General features: G+C 46.5%; 13 protein-coding genes. 7 read left to right on the top strand and 6 right to left on the bottom strand.

What is annotated here, in order from left to right; all coding sequences use genetic code 11:
- Positions 1-42 precede the first annotated feature (42 nt).
- Positions 43-1,197 carry an aminotransferase-like domain-containing protein gene (locus ACHUFI_RS09365; protein WP_394248442.1) on the bottom strand — a complete coding sequence of 385 codons (1,155 nt, stop codon included), beginning with the start codon at positions 1,195-1,197 and terminating at the stop codon, positions 43-45.
- A 126-nt stretch (positions 1,198-1,323) separates the two neighbouring features.
- Between ACHUFI_RS09365 and ACHUFI_RS09370 the strand changes: the two genes are divergently transcribed.
- The gene (locus ACHUFI_RS09370; RefSeq protein ID WP_394248444.1) at positions 1,324-2,193 is read left to right on the top strand and encodes an AraC family transcriptional regulator; all 870 of its coding nucleotides are present in this window, start codon (positions 1,324-1,326) and stop codon (positions 2,191-2,193) included.
- Positions 2,194-2,205: 12 nt separating this feature from the next.
- On the opposite strand, the gene ACHUFI_RS09375 is transcribed toward ACHUFI_RS09370, so the two are convergent.
- The 5 genes from ACHUFI_RS09375 to ACHUFI_RS09395 all read right to left on the bottom strand — a co-directional run bounded on the left by ACHUFI_RS09375 (position 2,206) and on the right by ACHUFI_RS09395 (position 7,275).
- On the bottom strand, positions 2,206-3,117 hold the full coding sequence (locus tag ACHUFI_RS09375; RefSeq protein WP_394248446.1) for a hydroxymethylglutaryl-CoA lyase: 912 nt from the start codon (positions 3,115-3,117) through the stop codon (positions 2,206-2,208).
- Positions 3,110-3,985, bottom strand: coding sequence for an enoyl-CoA hydratase-related protein (locus ACHUFI_RS09380; protein ID WP_394248448.1), 876 nt, complete (start codon positions 3,983-3,985; stop codon positions 3,110-3,112). Before ACHUFI_RS09380 ends, ACHUFI_RS09375 begins: the two co-directional genes overlap by 8 nt.
- A gap of 36 nt (positions 3,986-4,021) precedes the next feature.
- The gene (locus ACHUFI_RS09385) at positions 4,022-5,626 is read right to left on the bottom strand and encodes a carboxyl transferase domain-containing protein (RefSeq protein WP_394248450.1); all 1,605 of its coding nucleotides are present in this window, start codon (positions 5,624-5,626) and stop codon (positions 4,022-4,024) included.
- A 69-nt stretch (positions 5,627-5,695) separates the two neighbouring features.
- Positions 5,696-6,865 carry an isovaleryl-CoA dehydrogenase gene (locus ACHUFI_RS09390; RefSeq protein WP_394248452.1) on the bottom strand — a complete coding sequence of 390 codons (1,170 nt, stop codon included), beginning with the start codon at positions 6,863-6,865 and terminating at the stop codon, positions 5,696-5,698.
- Positions 6,866-6,897: 32 nt separating this feature from the next.
- Positions 6,898-7,275, bottom strand: a complete 378-nt coding sequence (locus ACHUFI_RS09395) for a MerR family transcriptional regulator (RefSeq protein WP_394248454.1) — start codon at positions 7,273-7,275, stop codon at positions 6,898-6,900.
- Between the two features lie 273 nt (positions 7,276-7,548).
- Here ACHUFI_RS09395 and ACHUFI_RS09400 point away from each other — a divergent pair, with 273 nt between their 5' ends.
- From ACHUFI_RS09400 to mmsB, 6 genes are all read left to right on the top strand, one after another.
- Complete coding sequence (locus ACHUFI_RS09400) at positions 7,549-8,754, top strand: thiolase family protein (RefSeq protein WP_394248456.1); 1,206 nt, start codon at positions 7,549-7,551, stop codon at positions 8,752-8,754.
- A gap of 85 nt (positions 8,755-8,839) precedes the next feature.
- On the top strand, positions 8,840-10,330 hold the full coding sequence (locus tag ACHUFI_RS09405) for a CoA-acylating methylmalonate-semialdehyde dehydrogenase (protein WP_394248458.1): 1,491 nt from the start codon (positions 8,840-8,842) through the stop codon (positions 10,328-10,330).
- 21 nt (positions 10,331-10,351) lie between these two features.
- Positions 10,352-11,509 carry an acyl-CoA dehydrogenase family protein gene (locus ACHUFI_RS09410; RefSeq protein WP_394248459.1) on the top strand — a complete coding sequence of 386 codons (1,158 nt, stop codon included), beginning with the start codon at positions 10,352-10,354 and terminating at the stop codon, positions 11,507-11,509.
- A gap of 78 nt (positions 11,510-11,587) precedes the next feature.
- Positions 11,588-12,388: an enoyl-CoA hydratase gene (locus tag ACHUFI_RS09415; RefSeq protein WP_394248461.1), complete on the top strand. Its 801-nt coding sequence runs from the start codon at positions 11,588-11,590 to the stop codon at positions 12,386-12,388.
- A gap of 108 nt (positions 12,389-12,496) precedes the next feature.
- Positions 12,497-13,645: an enoyl-CoA hydratase/isomerase family protein gene (locus tag ACHUFI_RS09420; protein WP_394248463.1), complete on the top strand. Its 1,149-nt coding sequence runs from the start codon at positions 12,497-12,499 to the stop codon at positions 13,643-13,645.
- A gap of 46 nt (positions 13,646-13,691) precedes the next feature.
- A complete protein-coding gene (mmsB, locus tag ACHUFI_RS09425; protein ID WP_394248465.1) occupies positions 13,692-14,600 on the top strand; it encodes a 3-hydroxyisobutyrate dehydrogenase in 909 nt (302 codons plus the stop codon).
- Positions 14,601-14,648: the final 48 nt, after the last annotated feature.

Genomic DNA, 14,648 nt, shown 5'->3' on the forward strand with positions numbered 1-14,648 from the left:
CTAGGGTTTTTATTTTCGTCTTAACGCTATAGAAACGTTGGGTTAGCCCAAGGTTTCTTTTAGTACTTTCGCTAAGCGGCTCACAGCTTCCACTAACTCATCCGGTTTTGCGTTAGTAAAGTTTAAGCGAACAGCTGCAGGCGTATTATCCGGATTTGGGTAGAACACCGGGCTAGGGACAACAGCAACACCATTAGCCAGTAACGTTTTTGCCAGTTCGAACGTGTCGCAGTCTGGCAGTGATAGCCAAACGAACATTCCACCGTCCACCGGTTTTAGGACACAGCTTTCCGGCAACTGTTTCTCAAGCTCGCTGAATAAAACTTGGTAGCGTTCTTTGTACAAGCTTTGGATCTTCTCCATATGCTGGGCAAAGTTGTCGTGTTTTAGTAGCCCTAATAGCAGCGCTTGCATTGGCACACTAGAGTGTAAATCCGCACCTTGTTTTACTTTAATCAAAGGTTCAAGGTACGACTGTTTGCCAGTCACCACACCAATACGCAAGCCCGGAGAAGCGATCTTCGAGAATGAGCGCAGTACGATAGAGTGCTGCGGGCAGAAATCTGACACCATAGGTAAAGCGTCGTTGGTAAAGCGTAGTTCTCGATACGGTGCATCTTCAATGAATGCAACATTATATTGGATACAAAGCTGAGCCACTTTCTTACGGGTTTCCAATGCCCAACATACCCCTGTCGGGTTGTGGAAATCTGGCACGGCGTAAAACATTTTCGGTGACTCTTTAATAAAGCACTGCTCTAACTCTTCTAAGTTAGGGCCACACTCGGTTTGAGAAACCGTTGTGATGTTAGCTTGAACTAAACCGAATACTTGCATTGCACCTAGGTAACTGGGTGCTTCCATCACTACCGTATCATTAGGGTCGATATACGCACGGGCGATCAAATCTAAGCCTTGTTGAGAACCAGTACAAACCATCGCGCTGTGGGTTTCTGGCAAAGCAAAGCGTTCATTTAAATGGTCCAGTAATGGGCCGTAACCTGCGGTAGAACCATATTGAAAAACCTCTGGCATGTCGGAAAGTGTTTCTAGCGTAGGTTTCATCAGGTCAATTGGGAAAGTCTTTTCATCAGGAAGCCCACCAGCAAGAGAGATGACGTTCTTGTCAGAGGCCGCTGCGAGAATTTCACGAATATAAGAAGATTGAATCTGTTGCAGCGATTGAGCGATTTCCATGTGTATACCTGTATTTTGAACGGACTATTATTATGAATTTTATAGTACAGAACATTGCTGAAATTGGTTTGTCCATTTATGCTTATGAATATGTCCATTTATGCTATTTCATTGTGAGCTCCAACTGTGAATCGCCAACATATTTCTCGAATCAATGATGTTCTTTTTCATATCCATAAAGATATTAGCCAAGAACTTGCTGCAAAAGACTTAGCTGAGGTTGCAGCGTATTCTGAGCAGCATTTTCATCGGATATTCAAACAAGTCGTGGGGGAGTCAATTCACCAATACATTCGTAGAACAAGAATGGAATATGCCGCCAATCAACTGATGTTTGATACCCGTTCTACTGTGTTAGATATTGCCAATAATTGCGGATTCAGTTCACTTTCTTCTTTTAGTCGAGCGTTCAAAACCACCTTTGAAATGTCTCCAGGCGAGTGGCGAAAGCATGATTTGCAAGTGTCGGATAAACCTTACCTAAAAGATCCAGAAGTCGCCGCAGGTTACCGCCGAGTGGCGGATAGAGTATTGTCTGAGCCAAAGATAAGCGAGACGCCAGAAAAGCTTGCCGCTTATGTGAGACATGAAGGGTATAACCGCTCAATACGGAATGCATGGTTAATTCTAAAGGCGTGGGCGAATGCAGAAGGGCGAGCGTTCTCTACGCAATTTGGTTTACATCATTCAAACCCAGCTTGGGTTGATTTAGATAAGTGTCGCTATGTGGCCTGTATCGAAATTGATAAGCCTTTAAATATCAGAGGAGTGGTTAATCAGATGGTGATTCCTGGTGGGTTACATGCGGTGTTTCGGCTTCATGGCGTCTACGGAGAATTGTTGCCCCAAATTAGCCAAGTGTTAGAGCACTGGCTACCTGCGTCTGGATTTAAATTAAGATCGACGCCTGCCTATGTCCATTACCACAAAAACCATTTTTTAAATGAAGAGGAAGCGTTTGAATTGGATTTCTTTTTACCTATTCGATTCTACTAATCTTCAGCGGGCTTAGAGTTTATCAGGGCGCATTGCCAGTGCAACCTTAGAGCTTGGTTGGCGATTGAGCTGTTGGTTAATAAACCATGCTGTTTTGACAATTTCTTTTAGGTCGATACCGGTATGGATGCCAAGTCCTTGGCAAAGATAAAGTACATCTTCCGTCGCAACGTTCCCGCTTGCTCCTTTCGCGTATGGGCAACCGCCTAAACCACCCACACTGCTGTCTATGGTACTGATCCCCATGGTTATTGCTTGATAGATATTGGCTAATGCTTGCCCCCATGTATCGTGGAAGTGTACGGCAACCTTATCGAATTCCATCTTCTTTTCGACATGTTCGAGCATTCTTGCAATCCGTAATGGCGTTCCTGTTCCTATTGTGTCGCCAAGTGAGATTTCATAGCAGCCAAGGTCTAGAAGCTCTTTCGCCACTGCAGCCACTTGAGCATTGGAGGTTTCGCCTTCATACGGGCAGTCCACTATACAAGATAGGTATCCTCTAACTGGAATGTTGCGCTCACGTGCTTGTTCGATAACCGGAACAAATCGTTCAATGCTCTGTGAAATGGAGCAATTGATGTTTTTTTTACAAAAGCTTTCGGACGCGGAAGTAAATATCGCGATTTGATTGACGTTGGATGCTAATGCTTTTTCAAAACCCTGTAAGTTGGGTGTAAGGGCTGAATAAATCAAACCAGATTGTCGAGTAATGCCTTTTAGAACTTGCTCTGAATCAGCCATTTGTGGCACCCATTTCGCAGAGACAAAAGCGCCAGCTTCAATGTGGTTGAGACCGGTTTTAGACAACCGATTAATTAATTCTATTTTGGTGTTAGTGGAGACGGTTTGTTCATTCTGGAGGCCGTCTCTTGCGCCCATTTCTACAATAGTGATGGCAGTTGGCAGCTTTGGCTTACTCATCTTTTGATTCCTTACCGTTATCGGAATCTAATTTGTTCTGGCTCGATGCTGCGTCAGTCACTTCATCCACAGGCTGAACCCAGTTCGGGGCTCTTCGTTCAAAATACGCAGCAAGACCTTCTTGCCCTTGTGGTGACACTCGAATATCTGCGATTAAGTCACTGGTGCATTGGATGAGAACGGCGTCGATACTGCTTTCATCACAACGTTTGCAAAGCTGTTTGGCTAGTGTTTGGGCTTTTGGGCTATTTGCCAATAAAGACTGGACCAGTAGCTGCGTTTGCAGATCAAGCGCCGAGGGTTCGACAACTAAATGAAGCAGCCCGAGCTGTTTTGCAGTAAGAGCGTCGATGCGTTCAGCCGTGAGCATGTAACGCCTCGCTTGCCTTACCCCAATGGCTCTGCATACATAAGGCCCGATGGTGGCAGGTATCAGCCCTAACTTTACTTCACTTAAACAAAGCTGGGCATCGTTGTTTGCAATGGCGATATCACAACAGCAAATTAGGCCCAGAGCTCCGCCGAAAGCACACCCTTGAACGACAGCGATACTAGGGTGGGGAAAGTTATCAAGGGTAGACATTAACTTCGCAAGTTGTTCTGCATCCCTTATATTTGCTGAATGGGGTTGAGCCGCCATAGACTGCATCCACTGTAAATCAGCCCCTGCAGAAAAGTGCTCTCCATTGGCTCGAAGTACTAAACACCGGACATTTGTGTTGGCAGACAACAACGAGAGTTGTTCGATCAAGTCATTGATCATCTGAGCATCAAACGCATTATTTTTTTCTGTTCGATTCAGTGTCAGAGTGGCAACGCCGAGGGAATTAACATCGCACAGCAGTGAATTTGAGTCAGGCAATGTCATGTTGGAGTTCTCCAGCTAACTTTGGCGGTGTGAACATTACATTCGGAAAATACCAAACTGGCTTTCCTGAATGGGCGCGCGCAAAGCGGCAATCAATGCATGTCCGACGACTTCTCGAGTATCTTTGGGGTCGATAATACCGTCGTCCCAAAGTCGAGCACTGGCGTAAAAAGGGTGGCCTTGAGTGTCGTACATATCGAGAATTGGCTGCTTAAAACGGTCTTCGTCTTGTTGAGACCAGTCTTCCCCTTGACGAGTTTTAATGTCTTTTTTCACTTGCGCGAGAACACCTGCCGCTTGTTCACCCCCCATGACTGAAATGCGGGCATTTGGCCACATCCACATCATGGTTGGATCGTAGGCTCGGCCGCACATACCGTAGTTCCCCGCGCCATAGGAGCCTCCAATAATCACGGTGAACTTAGGTACATCCGCACACGCGACCGCCATGACAAGTTTTGCTCCATGTTTGGCAATGCCTTCAGCTTCGTATTTTTCCCCGACCATAAATCCAGTGATATTTTGTAAGAACAAAAGCGGAATTTTGCGCTTAGCGCAGAGTTCGATGAAATGTGCTCCTTTCTGGGCGGATTCTGAAAAGAGAATGCCGTTGTTGCCAATGATTCCAATTGGGTGGCCAAATAAGTGGGCAAAACCACAAACTAGGGTTTGACCATAAACGGCTTTAAATTCGTCGAAGTCAGAATCATCAACCACACGAGCAATGACTTCTCGTACATCAAATAGATGGCGCAAGTCAGCATTGACGATGCCATAGATTTCTTCCGCTGAATAACGAGGAGGGTGGATGATATTAGGTGCAATCACATGCGGGGGAGGGTTGGTACTGACGACCGATTGGCGCGCAAGTTGTAAAGCATGTTGTTCATTTTGCGCGTAGTAATCGGCCACGCCGGACTTCTTGCAGTGAACATCTGCGCCTCCCAATTCTTCAGCTGTCACAACCTCCCCAGTGGCGGCTTGCACAAGCGGAGGGCCAGCTAAGAATATCGTGCCTTGTTGTTTGACGATGATCGAAACATCTGCCATGGCTGGGACGTACGCGCCTCCCGCAGTGCATAACCCCAACACCACAGCAATCTGAGGGATCCCTTTGGCCGACATTCTCGCTTGGTTGAAGAAGATTCGTCCGAAATGGTCTTTGTCGGGGAAGACTTCCGCTTGGTGCGGTAGATTCGCTCCTCCGGAGTCCACCAAGTAAATGCAAGGGAGCTGGCAGCGTTCAGCGATCTCTTGAGCTCGTAGGTGCTTTTTGACGGTCAGCGGGAAGTATGTTCCTCCTTTAACCGACGGATCATTGGCTATGATCATGCACTCCACGCCTTCGACTTGCCCAATGCCGGCGACGACTCCGGCGCAAGGGATGTTGTCTTCATATACACGCCACGCCGCAAATGCCCCGATTTCTAAAAAGTAGGAGTCATCGTCAAGAAGCTCGGAGATACGTTCTCTAACAGGAAGTTTCCCTTTTGCTCGCTGACGTTCCAAAGCTTTACTGCCACCACTTTGCTTGATCACTTCTAGATTTGAACGCAAATTATTGACCTGCTCAGTCATAATCCGTTGATTAGTGAGAAAGTGTGGATCATTTGGCTTAGCTTTGGTTTGTATAATCGCCATGTTAAATCCTTACTAGTTCGGGGCCGTCGGAAAGCTAGATAATTGAACTCAAAGTCGTCATGCTCATGCTTAACGGGATTCTTCAAATAATTCTCGACCAATTAGCATTCGACGTATTTCAGATGTGCCAGCCCCAATTTCATAGAGTTTGGCGTCACGAAGCAGTCGACCTGCGGGAAACTCGTTGATATATCCGTTACCACCTAATAGTTGTATAGCGTCTAGCGCTAGCTGAGTTGCCAGTTCAGCCGCATACAAAATGACACCTGCCGCGTCCTTACGGGTGCTCTCTCCACGGTCGCAGGCAGCGGCAACCGTATAAACATAGGCACGTGCGGCATTGGTTCTGGTGTACATATCAGCGATTTTCGCTTGCACGAGCTGGAATTCGCCGATGGATTTTCCGAATTGCTTACGATCATGAACATAAGGCACCACAAGGTCTAAACAGGCTTGCATGATGCCAAGTGGGCCTGCGGCCAGTACGACTCGTTCGTAATCTAGGCCACTCATCAGCACTTTCACGCCTTGATTAATCTCACCGAGCACGTTCTCGACAGGGACTTTGCAGTTATCAAAGACAAGTTCGCAGGTGTTGGATCCTCGCATTCCCAACTTGTCGAGCTTTTGCGCATGTTGAAAACCTTCAAAGCCAGATTCAATGATAAACGCGCTGATCCCATGGGACTTTTCATTGGGGGAGGTTTTCGCATAAACCACAAGGGTATGGGCATCAGGGCCGTTGGTGATCCACATTTTTGTGCCATTAAGTAGGTAGTGATCACCTTTGAGTTCAGCTTTTAGCTGCATGCTGACGACATCGGAACCAGCATTCGGCTCGCTCATGGCAAGCGCACCGATGTGGCTACCGTCTATGAGTTTCGGCAGGTATTTAGCCCTTTGTTCAGGCGTACCATTTCTAAATATTTGATTGACGCAAAGGTTGGAGTGCGCGCCGTAACTGAGTGCGACAGACGCTGACGCTCGGCTGATTTCTTCCATCGCAATCACGTGGGCTAAGTAGCCCATGTTTGCGCCGCTGTATTTTTCGCTAACCGTTACGCCAAGTAATCCCATTTCTCCCAAAAGCGGCCACAAGTGGTTCGGAAACTGGTTATCTCGGTCGATATCGGATGCGATAGGTGCAATGTGCTCGCTTGCAAAGGCGTTGACTTGCTCTCGAAGCATGGTGATGGTTTCATCATGTCCAAAGTTAAGCGGGATATAATCATTTTTCATGCTATCTCCTTATCACTCTCACTCAACATGAGTTATTCCGCTTGGGAACGTTTCAGTGCCTGGTTACAACGTTCACGGGCAGTATTGAGTTCAAGCATTACAACGTTAATGTCGTCGAGCTGCCTTTGGAGGGTAAGCTGCTTTTCATCGATAATTTTGAGCATTTTATGCAGTTGAATATCGCTTTGGTTCGTGTCGTAAAGCTCAAATAAATCTCGTATTTCGGCGAGTGAAAAGCCCAGTCTTTTTCCTCTTAAAATAAGCTTTAAGCGAATTTTGTCGCGCCGTTGATAAACCCGAATATTCCCTTGGCGATCTGGGTGTATTAACCCCATGTCCTCGTAAAAGCGAATGCTTCGAGTGGTAATGTCGAACTCTTTTGCAAGTTCACTGATTTTGAACGTATCCATCAATGATGTCCTCTGACGCCATGTTGCGGAGGAAAACACAAAATCGGATGACCTAATGAAGGGCGTTAGAACTGTCCATTAAGTTTGACATGTTGCGATTTTGTTTCTTTACGTTTACGTAAATGTTAGTGCTATGCTTACGTAAACGTCAAGAAACAGCAGAGCAAAAAACAGACAGCTTTTTATCGTGGTGAAGTAAGGTATTGATGTTAGGAGTACTGCGAAAGGTGACGTTCAAACAGCAAGTAACACGGTGCGAGAGAGGGCAAGATAATGGGATCAACCATTTGGATAGTGTCAGCAAAGCGAACCCCGCTTGGTAGTTTTCAAGGTATGTTGAAGGACTACTCTGCGCCGGAACTTGGACAAATTGCGATTCAGTCTGCAGTGTCGGAATCGAAAGTGAACCCTGAGCATATCGATGAAGTCTTCATGGGCTGTGTGCTAACGGCAGGCTGTGGTCAAGCACCGGCAAGGCAAGCCGCATTGGGGGCGAAGTTACCGCATTCGGTGATGTGCACAACCATCAATAAAGTATGTGGCTCTGGGATGAAATCGGTCATGTTGGCGCACGATCTTATTTTATCTGGCTCCATTCAGTGTGCGGTTGCTGGGGGAATGGAAAGCATGACTAACGCCCCTTATCTGCTGACAGAGTCGCGTAAGGGAATGCGTTTAGGTCATAAATCGACTTATGACCATATGTTTTTAGATGGCTTACAAGATGCCTATGAAGGCGAGTTAATGGGGGTCTATGCGCAGAGTGTGGCAGATCTGTTGAAGTTTACTCGTATCAGTATGGATGAGTGGGCTTGTATGTCGGCGCAGCGGGCACTTGAAGCACAGAGCCGAAATCTATTCGCTGATGAAATGGTATCCATTGAAAGTAAGTCAAAGTCCAATCAAACGCTCGATTTTGATGAGCATCCGCAAGAAATTAATTTTGAAAAAATCCCTAAACTTCGTCCTGCTTTTTCTAAGGATGGAAGTGTAACCGCTGCCAATTCTAGCTCCATTTCTGATGGCGCAGCAGCGTTGGTACTTATGGATGGCGATCTCGCTAAGCAACAAGGATTATCGCCACTCGCTGTGATTAAAGGTCACGCAACACATGCCCGAGAACCTTCCGAATTTACTCTTGCTCCCGTATTTGCAATTGAGAAGTTACTTTCAAAGCTCGATTGGTCGGTGGATGAAGTGGATCTGTGGGAAATTAATGAAGCGTTTGCCGTTGTTACGCAAATAGTAGTTCAGCAGCTAGGGCTAGATCGAGAAAAAGTGAACATCAAAGGAGGCGCTTGTGCACTTGGTCATCCGATTGGGGCAAGCGGCGCAAGGATCCTAGTGACGTTAATTCATAGCTTAAAGCAGCTACAAGGTGCCAACGATAACCAACATAAAAAGGTGATGCGTGGAGTCGCATCGCTGTGTATCGGTGGGGGAGAGGCCACAGCGATTGGCGTGGAGATCCCTTTGTAGGACGATAATCGATAGTAGAAATTAAACCCTTGGCCCATTCGGTGCGGTGATAAGTGGTGGGCAATAACAATAAGGAAGAAACACGATGAAGTCTGTACCCTTATTTATTGGTGGTGAGTTTCGTCAATCAAAGGCTCAAGAGTGGGTAGATGTTACTAACCCCGCGACTAACGATGTCATTGCAAGCTTACCCTGCGCAACGGTTCAAGAAATGGAAGAAGCTATTCAGAGTGCAGCAGACACGTTCAATACCTGGAAAAAGGTCGCAGTACCAGAGCGTGCAAGGCTCATGTTGCGTTACCAATATCTTTTGAAAGAACATCATGATGATTTAGCCGCGTTATTGTCTCACGAAACGGGCAAAACATTGGCTGATGCCAAAGGAGATGTTTGGCGAGGCATTGAAGTGGTGGAGCAAGCGGCAAATATTGCGAGTAACATGATGGGGGAAATGGTTGAGAATGTCGCCAGTGACATTGATACCTATTCCATTGTTCAACCGCTAGGCGTTTGTTGTGGTATTACTCCTTTCAATTTCCCCGCGATGATCCCCTTATGGATGTTTCCTATCGCAATCGCAAGCGGTAATACTTTTGTTCTAAAACCTTCAGAGCAAGTCCCGCTCACCTCAATCCGAATGGCTGAACTGTTTGAGCAAGCTGGCGCGCCAAAAGGCGTATTGCAAATTGTGCATGGTCGTAAGCCGCAAGTGGACTTCTTACTCGAACACCCGCAGATCCAAACTATTTCTTTTGTGGGCTCTGTACCGGTTGCTCAATACATTTACCAAAAAGGGACACAACACTTTAAACGCGTTCAGGCATTTGCTGGCGCTAAAAATCACATGGTCATCATGCCTGATGCAAATAAAGATCAGGTGGTCAGTAACTTGGTTGGTGCATCTGTTGGCGCTGCCGGCCAGCGTTGTATGGCCATTTCAGTCGCTGTTTTTGTGGGAGGCACTAAGCAATGGATTCCAGCGTTAAAAGAGGAAATGGCCAAAGTTCACCCGGGGGCATGGGATGATGAAAAAGCAGGCTATGGCCCGCTCATCAGCGCACAAGCTAAAACGCGAGTACTGAAACTCATCGAAGAAGGTAAAGCACAGGGCGCAGTATGTGAGTTAGACGGGAGCCAATGTTCAGTAGAAGGGTTCCCGGATGGTAACTGGGTCGGCCCTACGCTGTTTAGTGGGGTGACAACAGACATGTCTATCTATCAACAGGAAATCTTTGGCCCGGTTTTGGTCTGTATGGAAGTCGAGTCACTTGATGAGGCGATAGTCCTAATTAATGCCAACCCTTATGGTAATGGTACCTCCATATTTACTGCTAACGGCGCTGCGGCACGTAAGTATCAAAATGAAATTCAAGTGGGGCAAGTGGGGATTAATGTCCCCATTCCAGTGCCTCTTCCTTTCTTTTCATTTACGGGTTGGCGGGGCAGTTTTTATGGTGACTTGCATGCTTACGGTAAACAGGCCGTCCGTTTTTATACTGAGACGAAAACTGTTACCTCTCGTTGGTTTGATGATGACATTCCGACAGGGCCAAACCTAACAATCCAATTAAAGTAGCGTGATTGCCGGGAGCGATGTATGGACTTTGAATTGAATGAAGAACAACGGGCGTTTGCTGAAACGGCTTATCAGTTTGCCTTAGATAAACTCAGCCCCATGGCATCGGAATGGGATGAAAAGCAAATTTTTCCCAAGCAAGTGCTAAAGGAAGCGGGTGAACTGGGTTTTTTAAGCCTTTATACCCCTGAAGACCAAGGCGGGCTTGAACTGAGTAGGCTCGACTCTTCGATTATTTTTGAACGGCTTGCGATGGGCTGTACGTCAACCACCGCTTTTATGACGATTCATAATATGGTGAGTTGGATGATTGCAAGTTTTGCCACGGAGCAAGCTAAGGCGGTTTACTGCGACAAACTCATTTCAGGGGAATGGCTCGGCTCTTATTGCTTAACTGAACCGAATGCTGGGTCCGATGCGGCTTCACTGACTACTACAGCAACAAAAAGTGGAGACAATTACATTCTTAACGGTGGAAAAACTTTTATCTCTGGCGCTGGGGAGACCGATGTGCTCGTAGTCATGGCTCGCTCAGGGGAGGAAAAAGGGGCGAAAGGCATCTCTGCTTTCGTGGTGCCTGCTCAATCGGAAGGCATCAGCTATGGGCGTAAAGAGCCCAAAATGGGGTGGAATAGTCAACCAACAAGGGCGATCACCTTTGAAAACGTCTCCATACCTGCCGATCACCTTTTAGGTAACGAAGGGCAAGGGTTTGTTTTTGCGATGAAAGGGTTAGATGGAGGAAGGATCAATATTGCGACTTGCTCTATCGGCACGGCTCAGCAAGCTTTGAATCAGGCAACTCAGTACATGCAAGAGCGAAAGCAATTTGGTAAAAGCCTCGACCAGTTTCAAGGGCTGCAATTCAAACTTGCTGATATGGCAACAGAGCTTGTCGCGGCAAGGCAGTTAGTTCGCTATGCCGCAAGCAAATTGGATAATCATGATCCTGAAGCAACGGCATACTGTGCGATGGCAAAACGATTCGCTACCGATGTCGGCTTTCGCGTCTGCGACCAAGCTCTTCAGCTTTATGGGGGCTATGGTTATATCAAAGAGTACCCAATGGAGCGTTATTTTCGAGATGTTCGGGTGCATCAGATCTTGGAAGGAACCAATGAAATTATGCGCTTAATTATTGCGAGGCGCTTACTCGCGGATGGAGCATCTATATTGTAGATAAGAGCATTTAATCATTAGTGGGTTTAGGAAAGCTTGTCGCCACCAAACATTGGCGAGAAATTGAGGTGAAGATTTATGTCTGCACAAACAGAAAGCAACGAACAGTCGAATATTCAGGTAGAGATTCGAGGCCATACTGCAATCGTCATGATGAATAACCCTCCCGCCAATACGTGGACGGAGCGCAGCCTAAATGAACTAAAACAAACGGTTCTATCCTTAAATGAAAATCGTAATGTCTATGCTTTGGTCATTACTGGACAGGGAGAAAAGTTCTTCTCGGCGGGGGCTGACCTAAACCTATTTGCGGATGGCGATAAAACGGTGGCGTTCGATATGGCGCGGGCTTTTTCTGAGGCGTTTGAGACATTGTCATCATTTCGTGGAGTGTCGATAGCAGCAATCAATGGTTACGCGATGGGCGGAGGGCTAGAGGTCGCATTGGCCTGTGATATTCGAATCGCGGAAGAGCAGGCGGTCATGGCTTTGCCTGAAGCGAAAGTCGGTTTATTACCTTGTGCTGGTGGCACGCAAAATCTCACCGCTCTGGTCGGGGAAGGTTGGGCGAAGCGAATAATTTTGTGTGGTGAGCAAGTGAAACCAGAACTGGGATTGCAGATACGTTTGATAGAAGAAGTGGTACCCAAAGAGCAGGCATTACCGACGGCGATTCGTTTAGCTGATTCGGTTGGAAACCAATCTCCCTCTTCAGTGACGGCGTGTAAATCACTCATTCAGAACACACGAAGTTCAACATTGAACCAAGGGCTTATCAAAGAACGAGAGCTGTTTGTAAAGTTATTTGATACTCAAGACCAGACAGAAGGTGTCAATGCATTTTTGCAAAAACGCACGCCAAATTGGAAGAATAAATAGTGAACGTGGGGGAAGCATGCCGTCGTGAGGCTAGGGAAATAGTCTGGCGAATCTTGGCACTGTTTTAACCGACACGAATCACTAATGTAAGGAACATGTGGGGGAGATATGGCAGGGAAAGTCACATTTGAGCAGCTCAGTTGCAATGACGAACACCATCAAATTGGTGTTGCGACTCTAGATAACCCCGATTCATTGAATGCTCTGACGTTTGAAATGTTGATTCAGTTGAATCAACAGTTACTTGATTGGCAAGAAAACGATCAGATTGTGTGCGTGATGCTAAAAGGCAACAGTGAGAAAGCATTTTGCGCCGGTGGTGATGTTCGCACTATGCACCAGATGATGAGTGAGAAATCAAAAAAAGAAGCACAAGATTTCTGCACGACTTACTTTACCTTGGAATATCAGTGCGACTACCTTATCCATACTTATCCCAAACCGGTCATCGCTTGGGGACAAGGCATTATCATGGGCGGTGGCATGGGGTTATTTATGGGAGCAAGCCATAAAGTAGTCACACCCAAGTCTCGCCTAGCGATGCCGGAAGTGAGCATCGGCCTTTTTCCTGATGTCGGAGGTACCTGGTTTCTTAATCGATTGGAGTCGGGAGTCGGCTTATTCCTTGGTTTGACCGGAACCATGGTTAACGCCAACGACGTGTTAGAACTTCACTTAGCCGATTATCTATTACTTGAAGACCATCAAGAGATACTCCTAACTTTACTTCGTTCAACCCAGTGGTTTAGTGCAAACGATCATTATTCGGTCATTAACGAGCTACTTGAGGGGTTAACGCAAGAGGCGCAACCTCATAAACCGGCTGCCCAAATGTTCACTTACCTTCCGAGAATCGAATTCGCGTGTCGGGGTCCCGACCTTGCCAATATTTGGCAAGGTATTCTTGATATCCAGCCTAGCGATCCATTAAGTAACGAAGGTAAGTGGCTAGAAAATGCGCAGAAATCTATGCTCGCGGGTAGCCCAATTACCGCCCATATCGTTTATCGCCAAATTAAGCAGTATCACGACCTATCGCTAGCGGATTGCTTCAAGTTAGAACTCGGTTTGGCGGTAAGGAGTGGCTTATTGGGAGAGTTTCAAGAAGGGGTGCGTGCTCGGTTGATTGATAAATGCGGAGAGCCGAATTGGAAATTTGAAAGCATATACGATGTGGACTCCAAAGTGATTGATACTTTGTTTAGTCCTTTATGGCCAGCCGATAAACATCCATTGGCTGAATTAGGAAAATATTAGCACTTTGATTGTACATTTACTGAACCTCAATTGAGGGAGGCATTTCATGAGTACCATAGCATTCATTGGACTGGGTAACATGGGTAGTCCTATGGCAGAGAACCTTTTGAAAGCTGGTTTTACTGTCCAAGTTTTCGATTTAAATGAATTGGCAGCGAGAAAATTAGAACCTCTAGGCGCTGTTATTTCTGACTCTGTCATTGATGTCGTAAAAGGCGCAACCACAGTGATAACCATGTTGCCTGCTGGGGCACATGTACGGTCAGTGTACTTAGGTAATCAAAGTGGGGGCGTGGGCTTACTCGACGTCGTTGACCCCAATACTTTCTTAATTGATTCTTCGACGATTGACCCCGAAACCGCCAAGTTGGTCGCGAAACAAGCCGATGAGAAAGGATTGTTGTTTGTCGATGCACCCGTGTCAGGCGGGGTTGCAGGAGCCAAAGCTGCGACGCTGACGTTTATTGTCGGTGGCACGACGGAAGCTTTCGCTAAGGCTCAAACGGTTCTAAAACACGTAGGCAAAAATGTGTTTCATGCTGGGAAAGCGGGTGATGGCCAAATGGCGAAAATCTGTAATAACTTGATGCTTGGGATATTAATGTCTGGGACTTGTGAGGCGCTAAATTTGGGCATCGACAATGGACTTAATCCAAAAGTTCTCTCTGACATTATGCTGCAAAGCTCTGGGCGAAATTGGGCTTTAGAACTGTATAACCCATGCCCTGGGGTGATGGAAAATGCGCCTGCGAGCAATCAATACCAACCGGGGTTTTTGAGTAAATTAATGCTCAAAGATCTTGGTTTAGGCATGGATGCGGCGAACCAAAGTCAGTCTTCTATTCCAATGGGGACATTAGCTCGAAACTTATACGCGTTTCACAATGCAAACGGAAATGAAGAGCTAGACTTCTCCAGTTTATTTGAATTCTATCGGCGGCAAATAAAGTCGTGACTTTTCGTTAGACCGTCTTGATAGCAAGTGTCAAATCCATACAGGAGA

Origin of the sequence: Vibrio profundi, from assembly GCF_043642225.1 — a bacterium.
Lineage (GTDB): Bacteria > Pseudomonadota > Gammaproteobacteria > Enterobacterales > Vibrionaceae > Vibrio > Vibrio profundi_A.

Excerpts from the sequence above, each read along its gene's own strand:
- ACHUFI_RS09365 (WP_394248442.1), bottom strand. The coding sequence starts at position 1,197 with ATGGAAATCGCTCAATCGCTGCAACAGATTCAATCTTCTTATATTCGT.
- ACHUFI_RS09375 (WP_394248446.1), bottom strand. The coding sequence starts at position 3,117 with ATGAGTAAGCCAAAGCTGCCAACTGCCATCACTATTGTAGAAATGGGC.
- ACHUFI_RS09380 (WP_394248448.1), bottom strand. The coding sequence starts at position 3,985 with ATGACATTGCCTGACTCAAATTCACTGCTGTGCGATGTTAATTCCCTC.
- ACHUFI_RS09385 (WP_394248450.1), bottom strand. The coding sequence starts at position 5,626 with ATGGCGATTATACAAACCAAAGCTAAGCCAAATGATCCACACTTTCTC.
- ACHUFI_RS09390 (WP_394248452.1), bottom strand. The coding sequence starts at position 6,865 with ATGAAAAATGATTATATCCCGCTTAACTTTGGACATGATGAAACCATC.
- ACHUFI_RS09395 (WP_394248454.1), bottom strand. The coding sequence starts at position 7,275 with ATGGATACGTTCAAAATCAGTGAACTTGCAAAAGAGTTCGACATTACC.
- ACHUFI_RS09400 (WP_394248456.1), top strand. The coding sequence starts at position 7,549 with ATGGGATCAACCATTTGGATAGTGTCAGCAAAGCGAACCCCGCTTGGT.
- ACHUFI_RS09405 (WP_394248458.1), top strand. The coding sequence starts at position 8,840 with ATGAAGTCTGTACCCTTATTTATTGGTGGTGAGTTTCGTCAATCAAAG.
- ACHUFI_RS09410 (WP_394248459.1), top strand. The coding sequence starts at position 10,352 with ATGGACTTTGAATTGAATGAAGAACAACGGGCGTTTGCTGAAACGGCT.
- ACHUFI_RS09415 (WP_394248461.1), top strand. The coding sequence starts at position 11,588 with ATGTCTGCACAAACAGAAAGCAACGAACAGTCGAATATTCAGGTAGAG.
- ACHUFI_RS09420 (WP_394248463.1), top strand. The coding sequence starts at position 12,497 with ATGGCAGGGAAAGTCACATTTGAGCAGCTCAGTTGCAATGACGAACAC.
- mmsB (WP_394248465.1), top strand. The coding sequence starts at position 13,692 with ATGAGTACCATAGCATTCATTGGACTGGGTAACATGGGTAGTCCTATG.